The sequence below is a fragment of the Serratia sp. CY27727 genome, from assembly GCF_052169275.1.
In the GTDB taxonomy this organism is placed as follows: domain Bacteria; phylum Pseudomonadota; class Gammaproteobacteria; order Enterobacterales; family Enterobacteriaceae; genus Serratia; species Serratia sarumanii.
On sequence record NZ_JBJNLB010000003.1, the window covers coordinates 572,391 to 586,001 of the forward strand.

Below are 13,611 nucleotides of genomic sequence, written 5' to 3' on the forward strand. Positions count from 1 at the left end.
ACGCCGTGCGCCTGATCATCACGCTTTTGCTCGGTTGCCTGCTGTGGCAACCGGCGCTGGCCGCTCCCCTGCCGACCGAGACCCAGCTCAAGCAAGAGCTGAAGCAGGCGGAAAGCAGCAAAAACGCGCCGAATCAGGCGGAGACCACCGAGGCGCTGCAAAGCGCCCTCAACTGGCTGGCGGAGCGTAAAGAGTCGCAGACTCGCTCCGAGCAGTATCAGAGGGTGATCGACGATTTCCCGAAGATGACGCAGGAACTGCGCCGCCAGCTGGTGCTGGAAAGCAACAAGATCCTGCCGAACGGCGACGATCTGCCGGCCGCCGAGTTGGAACAGCAGATCCTGCAAACCAGCAGTCTGCTGCTGGAACAGGCGCGCCTGCTGCAGCAAGAGCAGGATCGCACGCGGGAAATCAGCGATTCGCTCGGCCAGCTGCCGCAGCAGCAGACCGACGCCCGCCGTGCGCTGACGGAAGTGCAGCGCCGCCTGCAGGCGCAGCCCGCCAACCCGACCACGCCGTACGCGCAGGCCGCCCTGGCCCTGCTGCAGACCGAAGCCGCGGCGCGCAAGGCCAAAGTGGATGAGCTGGAACTGGCGCAGCTGTCGGCCAACAACCGGCAGGAGCTGGCGCGCATGCGCGCCGAAGTCTATAAAAAGCGCCACGAGAAAATAGATGTTCAGCTGCAGGCGCTGCGCAACAACCTCAACGCCCAGCGCCAACGCGAAGCGGAACAGGCGCTGGAAAAAACCGAGCAGCTGGCCGAGCAGAACGGCGATTTGCCAAAAAGCATCAGCCAACAGCTGCAGATCAACCGCGAACTGTCCGCCGCGCTGAACAGCCAGGCGCAGCGCATGGATCTGATTTCATCGCAGCAGCGGCAGGCGGCGGCGCAGACGCTGCAGGTGCGCCAGGCGCTGAGCACCATCATCGAGCAGGCCCAGTGGCTCGGTTCGTCGTCGGCGCTGGGGGAAACCCTGCGCGCCCAGGTGGCGACGCTGCCGGAAATGCCCAAGCCGCAACAGCTGGACGGCGACATGGCCCAGCTGCGCGTGCAGCGCCTGCAGTTTGAAACTCAGCTGGAAAAACTGTCGCAGCGCGAATTCAAGCGCGACGACGGCAGCGCGCTGACCAACCAGGAGCAGCGCATCGTCGATGCCCAGCTGCGCACCCAGCGCGAGCTGCTGAACTCGTTGTTGTCCGGTTGCGACACCCAAATCCTCGAGCTGACCAAGCTGAAGGTGGCCAACACCCAGTTGATCGAAGCGTTGAACGAAATTCGCGACGCCACCCACCGCTATCTGTTCTGGGTGCCGGACGTCAATCCGATCAACTTCTCTTATCCGCTCAACGTGGCGCACGATCTGACGCGCGTTCTGTCGCTGGACACGCTGTCGCAGCTCGGCGGCGCCTTCATGATGATGGTGACCAGCCGCGAAACGCTGATCCCGATCTTCGGCGCCCTGCTGCTGGTGATTTTCAGCATCAGTTCGCGCAAGCACTACCACGCCTTCCTCGAGCGCGCCAGCAGCCGCGTCGGCAAGGTGACGCAGGACGAATTCTTCCTGACGGTGCGCACCGTGTTCTGGTCGATTCTGGTGGCGATGCCGCTGCCGGTGCTGTGGGCCGCGCTCGGCTACGGCCTGCAGAGCGCCTGGAACTACCCGGTGGCGGAAGCGATCGGCAAAGGGGTGACCGCCACGCTGCCGATCCTGTGGATCTGCATGATCTGCGCCGCCTTCGCCCACCCGCAAGGGTTGTTCATCGTGCACTTCCGCTGGCCGGCGAAGCAGGTTTCGCGCGCCATGCGCTACTACAAGATGTCGATCTGGCTGATCGTGCCGCTGATCATGGCGCTGATCACCTTCGATAGCCTGAAAGAGCGCGAGTTCGCCAACACGCTGGGGCGGCTGTGCTTCATTCTGCTGTGTCTGGCGCTGGCGCTGGTCACCCACAGCCTCAAGCGCGCCGGCATCCCGCTGTATCTGGATAAAAACGGCTCCGGCGACAACATGCTCAACAGCGCCTTCTGGGGGCTGCTGCTGTCGGCGCCGCTGCTGGCGGCGCTGGCGTCGAGCGTCGGTTATCTCACCACCGCGCAGGCGCTGTTGGCGCGCCTGGAAACCTCGGTGGCGATCTGGTTCCTGCTGCTGGTCGTCTACCACATCATCCGCCGCTGGATGCTGATCCAACGGCGACGCATCGCCTTCGACCGCGCCAAACAGCGCCGCGCGGACATTCTGGCCCAGCGCGCCCGCGGCGAAGACGAAACCTCGCATACCCCGAACAGCACCGAAGGTTCGGTGGATATGGACTACTCAGAGATAGACCTGGATACCATCAGCGCCCAGTCGCTGCGGCTGGTGCGTTCGATCCTGACGCTGATCGCGCTGGTGTCGGTGATCGTTTTGTGGTCGGAGATCCACTCCGCCTTCAGCTTCCTGGAAAATATCTCGCTGTGGGACGTGACCTCGACGGTCAACGGCGTGGAAACCGCCCACCCGATCACCCTCGGCGCAGTGCTGATCGCCATTCTGGTATTGATCATCACCATGCAGTTGGTGCGCAACCTGCCGGCGCTGCTGGAACTGGCGGTGCTGCAGCACCTGGATCTGTCGCCGGGCACCGGTTACGCCATCACCACCATCACCAAATACCTGCTGTTGCTGTTCGGCGCCATTCTCAGCTTTTCCTGGATCGGCATCGAATGGTCGAAACTGCAGTGGGTGGTCACCGCGCTCAGCGTGGGTCTCGGCTTTGGCATGCAGGAGATTTTCTCCAACTTCATCTCCGGCCTGATCATCCTGTTCGAGAAGCCGATCCGCATCGGCGATACCGTAACGATCCGCAACCTGACCGGCACGATAACCAAGATCAATACCCGCGCGACCACCATCGCCGATTGGGACCGCAAAGAGATCATCGTGCCGAACAAGGCGTTCATCACCGAGCAGTTCGTCAACTGGTCGCTCTCGGACGCCATCACCCGCGTGGTGCTGACCGTGCCGGCTCCGGGCGAGGCCAATAGCGAAGAGGTGACCAAAATCCTGATGAACGCCGCCGAGCGCTGTTCGCTGGTGCTGGACAATCCGGTGCCGGAAGTCTACCTGGTCGATCTGCAACAGGGCATTCAGATCTTCGAGATGCGTATTTACGCCGCCGAGATGGGCCACCGCATGCCGCTGCGCCACGAGATCCACCAGCTGATCCTGGCGGGCTACCGCGAGCACGGCATCACGCTACCGTACCCGCCGTTCCAGGTGCGCACCGAGACGCTGTCGCGGCTGACCAACAACGGCCGTACGCCGCCATCCACGCCGGCGCCGAACACCAAGCGCGACGCCGGGGGGCTGTAAGCGGTTCTCGCGATAAAAAAAGGGCCGGCAAATGCCGACCCTTTTGCTTTTCTCTGCGCCTGAAACGTCAGGCGATCCCAACCGGGAAGGCCAACACGTCGCTCAGGCTCTCGGCGCCCAGCGCCAGCATCACCAGGCGATCCACGCCCAGCGCCACGCCGGAACATTCCGGCATGCCGTGCTGCAACGCCGCCAGCAGGTTGTAGTCGATCGGCTGCTGCGGCAGGCCTCGCTCCGCGCGCTTGCGGTTGTCCTGCTCGAAGCGCTGCTGCTGTTCACGGCCGTCGGTCAGCTCGCGGAAACCGTTCGCCAGCTCAATGCCCTTGAAGTACACCTCGAAACGCTCCGCCACGCGGTGGTCTTCGGTGCTGATCTCCGCCAACGCCGCCTGGCTGGCCGGGAAGTGGTAAACGAACGCCGGCTTTTCACGGCCGATATGCGGCTCCACGCCCACGGTAAACAGCAGCTGCAGCAGCGTATCGCGGTCTTCTTCAGTATCGGCGATGTTGCTCAAGTCGAGCTTGGCCGCCGCTTCACGCAGCTGCGCCTTCTCCGCCGACAGCGGATCGATGTCCAGATGGCGCAGGAACGCCTGCTGATAAGACAGGGTCTCCGCGTTCTCGCAGTCCAGCACCTGTTGCAGCAGATCGTCCACCTCGTTCATCAGGCGGTACATGTCGTAGTGCGGACGGTACCACTCCAGCATGGTGAATTCCGGGTTGTGATGCCGCCCGGCTTCTTCATTGCGGAAGCTGCGCCCCATTTGGTAGATCGGGCCGCTGCCCGCCGCCAGCAGACGCTTCATGTGATATTCCGGGCTGGTCATCATGTATAGCGTCAGGCCCTCTGCCGCCCCCGGCCCGACGAAACGCGTCTCGAACGGGAACAGGTGAACGTCGGTGACCGTCGCCTGGCTCATGGTGGGCGTCTCAACTTCCAGCACGCCACGATCGGCGAAGAAACGCCGGATCTCAGCCAGAATCGCTGCGCGTTTCAACAAATTGGCGATGGGTGCACTAGGCTGCCAGCTTGCCGTTTCGCTCATGGTAATTAACTCCGAAATCAAACAGGGGATGCAGTCTACTCGCATCCTTGCAGCCAAACAAATTCTTCACGATGCACAACCGGCCATAACGCCAATTTCCGATAAATAGGCGACAAAAGCGCGTTAAAAAGGGTAAAGCACGCCGAACACGCGAAAAGGCAGGCAAGCCTGTTGGTCGAGCGTTAATCGACAAAACAATCGATCACATCAAATTTCGACTACTTAACTTTAGGTATAGTTAATTCCCCATTATTGGTGGGAGATATCTATCCTTAACCTTTAAGCAACATTAATCGGTTCAATTAGTTAGCACCCGAAGAGTTCGCTAAATTTTAAGCATAGATATTTAACTTGCCGTTCTTAACAAGAACATTGGAGGAATGCAGTGCAAACCTTTAACGCCGATCTTGCCATTATTGGGGCCGGGGGCGCTGGTTTACGTGCAGCAATAGCCGCAGCGGAAGCCAATCCCCAACTGAAAATCGCGCTGATCTCTAAGGTCTACCCGATGCGCAGCCACACGGTCGCCGCCGAGGGGGGCTCCGCCGCCGTCACCCAGGATCACGATACCTTCGACTACCACTTCCACGACACCGTCGCCGGCGGCGACTGGCTGTGCGAACAGGACGTGGTCGATCACTTCGTGCATCAGTGCCCACGCGAGATGACCCAGCTCGAGCAGTGGGGTTGCCCGTGGAGCCGCAAACCGGATGGGTCGGTCAACGTGCGGCGCTTCGGCGGCATGAAGATCGAACGCACCTGGTTCGCCGCCGACAAGACCGGCTTCCACATGCTGCACACCCTGTTCCAGACCTCGCTGAAATACCCGCAAATTCAACGCTTCGACGAGCACTTCGTGCTGGATATCCTGGTGGATGACGGCCAGGCGCGCGGCCTGGTGGCGCTCAACATGATGGAAGGCACCCGCGTGCAGATCCGCGCCAACGCAGTGGTGATGGCCACCGGCGGCGCCGGGCGCGTCTACCGCTACAACACCAACGGCGGCATCGTTACCGGCGACGGCATGGGCATGGCGTTCCACCACGGCGTGCCGCTGCGCGACATGGAGTTCGTGCAGTATCACCCGACCGGCCTGCCCGGTTCCGGCATCCTGATGACCGAGGGCTGCCGCGGCGAAGGCGGCATCCTGGTGAACAAGGACGGCTACCGTTACCTGCAAGATTACGGCATGGGCCCGGAAACCCCGCTGGGCGAGCCGAAGAACAAATACATGGAGCTGGGCCCGCGCGACAAGGTGTCCCAGGCCTTCTGGCACGAATGGCGCGCCGGCCGCACCATCGCCACCCCGCGCGGCGACGTGGTCTACCTCGATCTGCGCCACCTGGGCGAGAAAAAGCTGCTGGAGCGGCTGCCGTTCATCTGTGAACTGGCCAAGGCCTACGTCGGCGTCAATCCGGTGAAAGATCCGATCCCGGTGCGCCCTACCGCGCACTACACCATGGGCGGCATTGAAACCGACCAGAATTGCGAAACCCGCATCAAGGGGCTGTTCGCGGTCGGCGAATGCTCCTCCGTCGGCCTGCACGGCGCCAACCGTCTCGGCTCCAACTCGCTGGCAGAACTGGTGGTGTTCGGCCGCGTCGCCGGTGAGCACGCGGCGCGTCGCTCGCTGGAAACCGCGCCGGCCAACGGCAGCGCGCTGGATGCGCAAACCCGCGATGTCGAAACCCGCCTGAGCAACCTGATGAAGCAGGAAGGCAACGAAAACTGGGCGAAGATCCGCGACGAAATGGGGCTGTCGATGGAAGAGGGCTGCGGCATCTACCGCACGCCGGAGCTGATGCAAAAAACCATCGATAAGCTGGCGGAGCTGAAAGAGCGCTTCAAGCGCGTCAACATCACCGACAACTCCAGCGTGTTCAACACCGATCTGCTGTACACCATCGAGCTGAGCTACGGCCTGGACGTCGCCGAATGTATGGCGCACTCCGCGTTTAACCGCAAAGAGTCGCGCGGCGCTCACCAGCGCCTGGACGAAGGCTGCACCGAGCGCGACGACGTCAACTTCCTCAAGCATACGCTGGCGTTCCATAACCCGCAGGGCGCGCCGCGTCTCGAATACAGCGACGTGAAAATCACCAAGCTGCCGCCGGCCAAACGCGTCTACGGTGCAGAAGCCGAAGCGCAGGAGAAAAAGAATAAGGAGCAGGCAAATGGCTGAGATGCAAACCCTGAAGATCGACGTCATGCGCTATAACCCGGAAAGCGACGCCGAGCCGCATTTCGTCACCTACGCCGTGCCTTACGACGAACAGACCTCGCTGCTCGACGCGCTGGGCTACATCAAGGATAACCTGGCGCCGGATCTCTCCTACCGCTGGTCCTGCCGCATGGCGATCTGCGGCTCCTGCGGCATGATGGTCAACCGCGTGCCGAAGCTGGCGTGCAAAACCTTCCTGCGTGATTACGTCGGCGGCATGAAGGTCGAAGCGCTGGGCAACTTCCCGATCGAGCGCGATCTGGTGGTCGACATGACCCACTTCATCGAAAGCCTGGAGGCGATCAAGCCTTACATCATCGGCAACGATCGCAAGCCGGAAGACGGCCCGAACGTGCAGACCCCGGCGCAGATGGCCAAGTATCACCAGTTCTCCGGCTGCATCAACTGCGGCCTGTGCTACGCCGCGTGCCCGCAGTTCGGCCTCAACCCCGAGTTTATCGGCCCGGCGGCGATCACGCTGGCGCACCGCTACAACCTGGACAACCGCGACCACGGCAAGAAACAGCGCATGCCGCAGCTTAACGGCCAAAACGGCGTCTGGAGCTGCACCTTCGTCGGCTATTGCTCCGAAGTCTGTCCGAAACACGTCGATCCCGCCGCCGCCATCCAGCAGGGCAAGGTGGAGAGCGCCAAAGACTTCATGATCGCCATGCTGAAGCCGCAATAAGGGAGAAAATTGCCATGACAACTCAACGTAAGCCCTATGTGCGCACCATGACGCCCACCTGGTGGCAAAAGCTCGGCTTCTACCGTTTCTACATGCTGCGCGAAGGCACCTCGGTGCTGGCGGTCTGGTTCAGCATCGTGCTGCTCTACGGCGTGTTCGCGCTGAAGGGCGGCGCCGAGAGCTGGGTCGGCTTCGTCGGCTTCTTGCAGAACCCGCTGGTGCTGTTGATCAACGTCGTCGCCCTGCTGGCGGCGGCGCTGCACACCAAAACCTGGTTCGATTTGGCGCCGAAGGCCGCCAATATCGTGGTCAACAGCGAGAAAATGGGACCGGGCCCCATCGTGAAAGGGCTGTGGGCCGTCACCATCGTCGTCAGCGTGGTCATCCTGGCCGTGGCCCTGATCTAATCCGGAGGAAACATGATAAATCAAGCACCTAAACGCTCCGATGAGCCGGTTTTCTGGGGATTGTTCGGCGCCGGCGGCATGTGGAGCGCGATCGTCGCGCCGGCCATCGTGCTGCTGGTCGGCATTCTGCTGCCGCTGGGGCTGTTCCCCGGTGAAGCGCTGGGTTACGAGCGCGTACTGGCGTTCTGCCAGAGCCTGATCGGCCGCCTGTTCCTGCTGCTGATGATCATTCTGCCGCTGTGGTGCGGCCTGCATCGCATCCACCATGCGATGCACGATCTGAAGATCCACGTACCGGCCGGCAAATGGGTATTCTACGGTCTGGCGGCGATCCTCAGCGTGGTCACCGTTATCGGCGTCGTCACCCTGTAAACCGCTCAGGCGGCCAACGCCCGTTGGCCGCCCTTTGCTCATCGGCTACACTGTCTACTCGCCCCCGGTAAACAGGAGTCACCGATGCGTTTATGGTCAAAGCTTAGCGTCATGCTTTCCGCCCTGCTCTCCGTCGCTTGCAGCGTCTCCCCGCCCAAAGACGTCAAGGTCGTGACCCCTTTCGACAGTCAGCGCTATCTCGGCACCTGGTACGAAATCGCGCGTCTGGATCATCGTTTTGAACGCGGTTTGCAGCGGGTGACCGCACACTACAGCCCACGCGCCGACGGCGGGCTGAAAGTCATCAATCGCGGCTTCAATCCGCAGAAACAGCAATGGCAAGAAAGCGAAGGCAAAGCCTACTTTATCGGTTCACCGCAGGTCGCGGCGCTGAAAGTGTCGTTCTTCGGCCCCTTCTATGGCGGCTATAACGTGATTGCCCTGGATCCGGAGTATCGCTACGCGCTGGTTTGCGGCCCTAACCGCGACTATCTGTGGATCCTGTCGCGCACCCCGACGCTTGACGCCGGCGTACGCGACAGCTTATTGCAGACGGCCAAAGGCTACGGTTTCGCCACCAATGCGCTGATCTGGGTGGAGCAGCCCGCCGATCAGTGACTGCTGAACTTCAGCCCGAGGATGCCGACCACGATCAGGCACAGGCTGATGATACGCGCGATATTGGTCGACTCGCCCAACAGCACCATGCCCATGATGGCCGCGCCCACCGCGCCGATGCCGGTCCACACCGCATAGGCGGTGCCGGCGGGCAGCGTTTTCATGGCGTTGGCCAACAACAACATGCTGACCACCATCGCGGCGATGGTGATGATGCTCGGCGTCAGCCGGGTAAAACCGTGGGTGTATTTCAGACCGATAGCCCAAACCACTTCAAGCAAACCGGCGATAAGCAGAATAATCCAGGCCATGAGACGGCCTCCCTTCCACTGGGGTCGTCCCCGATATAATGACGCGTAAACGGGTCGTCCCGTTCAGCGGGGTGATGAACGGCGGGTAACCTCACCCGCACTGCGGCAGGATAGCAGCAGCGTTAACGCTCAGGCAAGAGGAGGAAATGCGGCGGCCCTCCGCACGCGGAACGCCGCCGGGTGGAGAACGGATTATTCCGCGCTGCGCTGAATGGCCTTGCCGCCGGCCTGAATGTCCTCACCCACGCCGCGGGTGGTATTACAGGCGGTCAACGAGGTCAAAATCATCAAAGAGAAGATCGCGATAATACTTTTCTTCAGCATAAGAAAGTCCTTATTTGTCGTTGATGAAAAAGTACGGCTTTCTAAGCTTAGTCAAAATTGGCGCAGGGGGTGGAATCGCCACCGGCTTTGTGGCGCAAATACATCGGGTTAAAGGGCGGGATCAGCTGGCCGTGCGCGAAATGGCGCCGCCGAGATGCTGCACGTCTTCGCCGAAACCGCGAAACGTATTGCAACCGCTAAGAGAGAAAAGGAACAACAGGGAGAGCACGGCCAACAACGTTTTCTTGAACATGCGGGTTTTCTGCCAACGAACGGGGATGGGATAAAACAGAGGAACCGCGGGGGTTCCTCTGCTTTGAAACTTATTTAACGCGAGAGACGTATTCGCCAGAGCGAGTGTCAACTTTGATCACTTCGCCGATCTGGACGAACAACGGCACTTTAACCACGGCGCCGGTGCTCAGGGTAGCCGGCTTGCCGCCAGTCCCTGCGGTATCGCCTTTCAGGCCAGGATCGGTATCGGTGATTTCCGCTTCGATGAAGTTCGGCGGCTGAACGGCGATTGGACGGCCATCCCACAGGGTGATGATGCACTCTGCGTTATCCTGCAGCCATTTGGCCGCGTCGCCGACGGTTTTACCGTCAACCTGATGCTGTTCGAAAGACTCAGGGTGCATAAAGTGGTAGAACTCACCGTCGCTGTACAGGTAGTTCATGTTGGTGTCCATCACGTCTGCGCCTTCGCAAGAATCGGTAGACTTGAAGGTTTTTTCCACGCGGGTGCCGGTCAGCAGACGACGCATTTTCACGCGTGCAAACGCCTGGCCTTTGCCCGGCTTAACGAACTCACTGGCTTCGACGGCGTAAGGTTCGCCCTCGAACATGATTTTAAGACCCGGACGGAAATCGTTGCTAGAATAAGTCGCCATGATGGCCCTCTGAATATTTGAACTGGTAGCTTAGCCAAAAAAATGGCACACATTATAACCCAAAGTACGGCACATAGAGAAGATTGGTTGCATCAACTCGCCGATGTTATTACCGATCCAGATGAATTACTGCAGCTTTTGTCACTGAATACGCACCCGGAACTGCCGCAGGGGCGCGATGCCCGCCGGCTGTTTGCCCTGCGCGTGCCGCGCGCCTTCGCTGCGCGCATGCGCCCCGGCGATGCTAACGACCCGCTGCTGCGCCAGGTGCTGACCGCCAGAGAGGAGTTCATCAACGCCCCAGGGTTCACCACCGATCCGCTCGATGAGCAGCGCAGCGTGGTGCCGGGCCTGCTGCACAAATACCGCAATCGCGCGCTGCTGCTGGTCAAGGGCGGCTGTGCGGTCAACTGCCGTTACTGCTTCCGCCGCCACTTCCCCTATCAGGATAATCAGGGCAACAAGAACAACTGGCGGCAGGCGCTGGATTATATCCGCCAACACCCGGAACTGGACGAGATCATTTTTTCCGGCGGCGATCCGCTGATGGCCAAAGACAGCGAGCTGGAGTGGCTGGTCGGCGAGCTGGAGGCCATCCCGCACCTGAAACGCCTGCGCATTCACACCCGTCTGCCGGTGGTGATCCCGGCGCGCATCACGCCGGCGCTGTGCCGCCTGCTATCGGCCTCGCGCCTGCAGGTGCTGATGGTCACGCACATCAACCACGCCAACGAAATTGACCGCGATCTGCAGAGCGCCATGGCGCAGCTGCGTCTCGCCGGCGTCACGCTGCTCAACCAGAGCGTGCTGCTGCGCGACGTCAACGACGATGCCGACACACTGGCGGCGCTCAGCAACGCGCTGTTCGACGCCGGTATCCTGCCTTACTACATCCACGTGCTGGACAAGGTGCAGGGCGCGGCGCACTTCATGGTTAGCGACGATGAAGCGCGCGCCATCATGCAGGCGCTGCTGAGCAAGGTGTCCGGTTATCTGGTGCCGCGCCTGACGCGCGAAGTGGGCGGCGAACCGAGCAAAACGCCGATCGATCTGCGCCTGATGCAGGAGTGACGTGCGCCAAATGCCCCAACGAAAAGAGGAATGCCGTGGCATTCCTCTTTTTTTACCTCTTTGCGGCTGCGGCCTCAGCGCCTTACGGGCACTTGTAAACCTGGCCGACCATTTTGCTGTCCAGCGGTGCGAAGCTGGAGAGCAGGTTCTGGCTCGGGCTGTTGGCACCGTAGATCACGTTGCCGCCCATGGCCGCCGCCTTGTTGCGCAGATCGTTGGCCGCCCCGCGCATGGAGCTGCCTTCACCGCCGTTGCCGGACAGCCAGTTGCTCTGGGTGCCGGTCACTTCCCCCAGCAGCTGGCATTCCGCCGCCGGCTTGCTGTCGGTGAACTTGATCTGCTGACCCGCAGCGGTCAGTTCATGAGTGGTGCTGCAACCTGCCAGCAGCATCGCTGCCGAGAGACCCAGTAAGGCTTTAATCCGCATCTTGTTCCCCATTCGATGTTGAGAATTACGCAAAAGCTTATCAGAAAGCGATGCCATCTCTTAAGCATCCGTTGCCACGCGAGCGGGCCAACGTCTTGAGCGACAGCTGATGACTTAACAGTTTACCAGCTAAATCGCCCCCGGCGGCAAAAATATCATCAAATACAGTGCGGCGGCGTTATGCCCAACCGGCAACGGCCGCCGATGCCTGCGCTTCGTCCTGGCGCGTTTCCCCCTCCGCCAGTTGGAATACCGCCACCGCCTGCGCCAGCAGGGCCGCCTGCTCCTCCACGCCGACGGCGGTGGTCGCCACCTCCTCCACCAGCGCGGCGTTCTGCTGCGTCACCTGATCCATCTGGGTCACCGCCACCCCGACCTGCTCAACGCCCTTGCTTTGCTCTTCCGACGCATAGGAGATGTTATCCATCAGCGACGTCACCTGGTTCACCGAGCCAACGATGGCATTCATCGTCTCGCCCGCCTGCTCGACCAGGCGCACGCCGGCGGCGATATCGCCGGTCACGCCGTCGACCAGGCTGCTGATCTCTTTGGCCGAGGTCGCGCAGCGTTGCGCCAGATTGCGCACCTCGCCGGCCACCACCGCAAAACCCCTGCCTTGTTCTCCGGCCCGCGCGGCCTCCACGGCGGCGTTCAGCGCCAGAATATTGGTCTGGAAGGCGATGCCGTCGATCACGCTGGTGATATCCCCCACCTGACGCGCGCTGTCGTTGATAGCCCGCATCTTGTCGACCGCGTTGGCCATCAGCGTTTCGCCGTTGCGGGCAATGCCGGCGGTCTGATTGACCATGCCGGCGGCCTGGCTGGCGTTATCGGCGTTTTGCCGCACCGTAGCGGTGATCTGTTCCATGCTGGCGGCGGTTTCCGTCAGCGCGCTGGCCTGTTCTTCCGTGCGGCTGGAAAGATCGGCGTTGCCGACGGCGATCTCGTGCGTACCGTGATTGATCGACTCCACGCCGTCACGCACCTGCTGCACGGTGGCGCTCAGCTCCTGCTGCATCGTCCGCAGGCTGGCGAACAGCATGCCGATCTCATTGCTGTTGCGTACCGCGATCTCGCTGCGCAGATCGCCGCGCCCAACCTTTTGCAAGTGTTCGGCAATCTGGCGCAGCGGCAGGATCAAGCGCCGGCGGAAATCACGTTGCACGGCGACCAGCAGCAGCAGGATCGCCGCCAGGGTGCCACTCAGCAGACGTGCAAAGACTTTTTGAGTCTGCACCGCCGCCTCCACCGCCAGACGATGAGCGGCCACCGTGGCCCGCATGTAGTCAGCAAACTGGCTATCCAGCCGCTGGCGCACCTGGCGCTTCTCAACGGCCATGGCGTGCAGCCGCTCGATCAGCGCCGCCTGCGGCGTGTCGGCCAACAGCGTCAGCTCTTGCTTCAGCACCGCCTGCTGCGCCAGGTAGACCGTTTTCATCGCCTCGCCCAGATCCGGGCGCGATACCGTCAGGCCCGGCGTCTCCCAGAACAGGTTGAACGCGACGTCGGCGCTGCGCAGCTCGTTACGTGCCTCAGTGATGCCCTTGCGGATATCGGCGGCGTCCGTCTGTGCCATGCGCTCGAACGCCATGTTGTCGATCAGCGTCTGCGTTTGCAGCAAAGCACGCCAACTGCGGTTCAGCGCCGCTTCCTCGTCGGAGAAAGTGCTCATCCGGCCGATGCTGTTGCCGTTTTGCTGCATGAAATAGAAGGCGATGGCGCCGGTTCCCATGGGCATCAAGCCCAACAGCAACAGCATCAACATCAGCCAGGTGGCTATTTTCATATTTTTCAGCATAAGTCGTCTCCGTTGACAGTCACACCGGCGAGGGAAAATTCCCCGCCCGGTAGGGGCTATATCGGTACGAAACGACAACGGTTTAG

The 13,611-nt window shown here is 61.4% G+C and carries 14 protein-coding genes; 7 read left to right on the forward strand and 7 right to left on the reverse strand.

The features are described 5' to 3' along the window. Positions 1-5: 5 nt before the first annotated feature. A complete protein-coding gene (gene mscM / locus ACJ8HB_RS12360; RefSeq protein WP_033648710.1) occupies positions 6-3,353 on the forward strand; it encodes a miniconductance mechanosensitive channel MscM in 3,348 nt (1,115 codons plus the stop codon). Positions 3,354-3,420: 67 nt separating this feature from the next. On the opposite strand, the gene epmA is transcribed toward mscM, so the two are convergent. Continuing rightward, positions 3,421-4,398: an elongation factor P--(R)-beta-lysine ligase gene (epmA, locus tag ACJ8HB_RS12365; RefSeq protein WP_047569665.1), complete on the reverse strand. Its 978-nt coding sequence runs from the start codon at positions 4,396-4,398 to the stop codon at positions 3,421-3,423. Positions 4,399-4,783: 385 nt separating this feature from the next. On the opposite strand from epmA, the gene frdA reads away from it, so the two are divergent. From frdA to blc, 5 genes are all read left to right on the forward strand, one after another. After that, the gene (gene frdA / locus ACJ8HB_RS12370) at positions 4,784-6,580 is read left to right on the forward strand and encodes a fumarate reductase (quinol) flavoprotein subunit (protein ID WP_047569667.1); all 1,797 of its coding nucleotides are present in this window, start codon (positions 4,784-4,786) and stop codon (positions 6,578-6,580) included. Further along, on the forward strand, positions 6,573-7,307 hold the full coding sequence (locus ACJ8HB_RS12375) for a succinate dehydrogenase/fumarate reductase iron-sulfur subunit (RefSeq protein ID WP_004929676.1): 735 nt from the start codon (positions 6,573-6,575) through the stop codon (positions 7,305-7,307). Before frdA ends, ACJ8HB_RS12375 begins: the two co-directional genes overlap by 8 nt. Positions 7,308-7,321: 14 nt before the next feature. Beyond that, on the forward strand, positions 7,322-7,714 hold the full coding sequence (gene frdC / locus ACJ8HB_RS12380) for a fumarate reductase subunit FrdC (RefSeq protein ID WP_047569669.1): 393 nt from the start codon (positions 7,322-7,324) through the stop codon (positions 7,712-7,714). Between the two features lie 12 nt (positions 7,715-7,726). Continuing rightward, entirely contained in the window at positions 7,727-8,086 is a 360-nt protein-coding gene (frdD, locus tag ACJ8HB_RS12385; RefSeq protein WP_033636768.1) for a fumarate reductase subunit FrdD, read from the forward strand. Positions 8,087-8,170: 84 nt separating this feature from the next. Then, positions 8,171-8,704, forward strand: coding sequence for an outer membrane lipoprotein Blc (gene blc, locus ACJ8HB_RS12390; RefSeq protein ID WP_047569671.1), 534 nt, complete (start codon positions 8,171-8,173; stop codon positions 8,702-8,704). On the opposite strand, the gene sugE is transcribed toward blc, so the two are convergent. The 4 genes from sugE to efp form a co-directional block, all read right to left on the reverse strand. Beyond that, the gene (sugE, locus tag ACJ8HB_RS12395; protein ID WP_004929669.1) at positions 8,698-9,015 is read right to left on the reverse strand and encodes a quaternary ammonium compound efflux SMR transporter SugE; all 318 of its coding nucleotides are present in this window, start codon (positions 9,013-9,015) and stop codon (positions 8,698-8,700) included. The genes blc and sugE overlap by 7 nt on opposite strands. Positions 9,016-9,207: 192 nt before the next feature. Further along, positions 9,208-9,339: an entericidin A/B family lipoprotein gene (locus tag ACJ8HB_RS12400; protein ID WP_033636766.1), complete on the reverse strand. Its 132-nt coding sequence runs from the start codon at positions 9,337-9,339 to the stop codon at positions 9,208-9,210. Positions 9,340-9,460: 121 nt separating this feature from the next. Beyond that, entirely contained in the window at positions 9,461-9,592 is a 132-nt protein-coding gene (locus tag ACJ8HB_RS12405) for an entericidin A/B family lipoprotein (protein WP_019453400.1), read from the reverse strand. A 70-nt stretch (positions 9,593-9,662) separates the two neighbouring features. Beyond that, a complete protein-coding gene (efp, locus tag ACJ8HB_RS12410; protein WP_004929666.1) occupies positions 9,663-10,229 on the reverse strand; it encodes an elongation factor P in 567 nt (188 codons plus the stop codon). 42 nt (positions 10,230-10,271) lie between these two features. Between efp and epmB the strand changes: the two genes are divergently transcribed. Then, a complete protein-coding gene (epmB, locus tag ACJ8HB_RS12415) occupies positions 10,272-11,300 on the forward strand; it encodes an EF-P beta-lysylation protein EpmB (RefSeq protein WP_033636765.1) in 1,029 nt (342 codons plus the stop codon). A gap of 82 nt (positions 11,301-11,382) precedes the next feature. Here epmB and ACJ8HB_RS12420 read toward each other — a convergent pair whose 3' ends face one another. Further along, a complete protein-coding gene (locus ACJ8HB_RS12420) occupies positions 11,383-11,727 on the reverse strand; it encodes a DUF4156 domain-containing protein (protein WP_025305007.1) in 345 nt (114 codons plus the stop codon). Positions 11,728-11,905: 178 nt separating this feature from the next. Next, positions 11,906-13,525: a methyl-accepting chemotaxis protein gene (locus tag ACJ8HB_RS12425; RefSeq protein ID WP_047569674.1), complete on the reverse strand. Its 1,620-nt coding sequence runs from the start codon at positions 13,523-13,525 to the stop codon at positions 11,906-11,908. Positions 13,526-13,611: the final 86 nt, after the last annotated feature.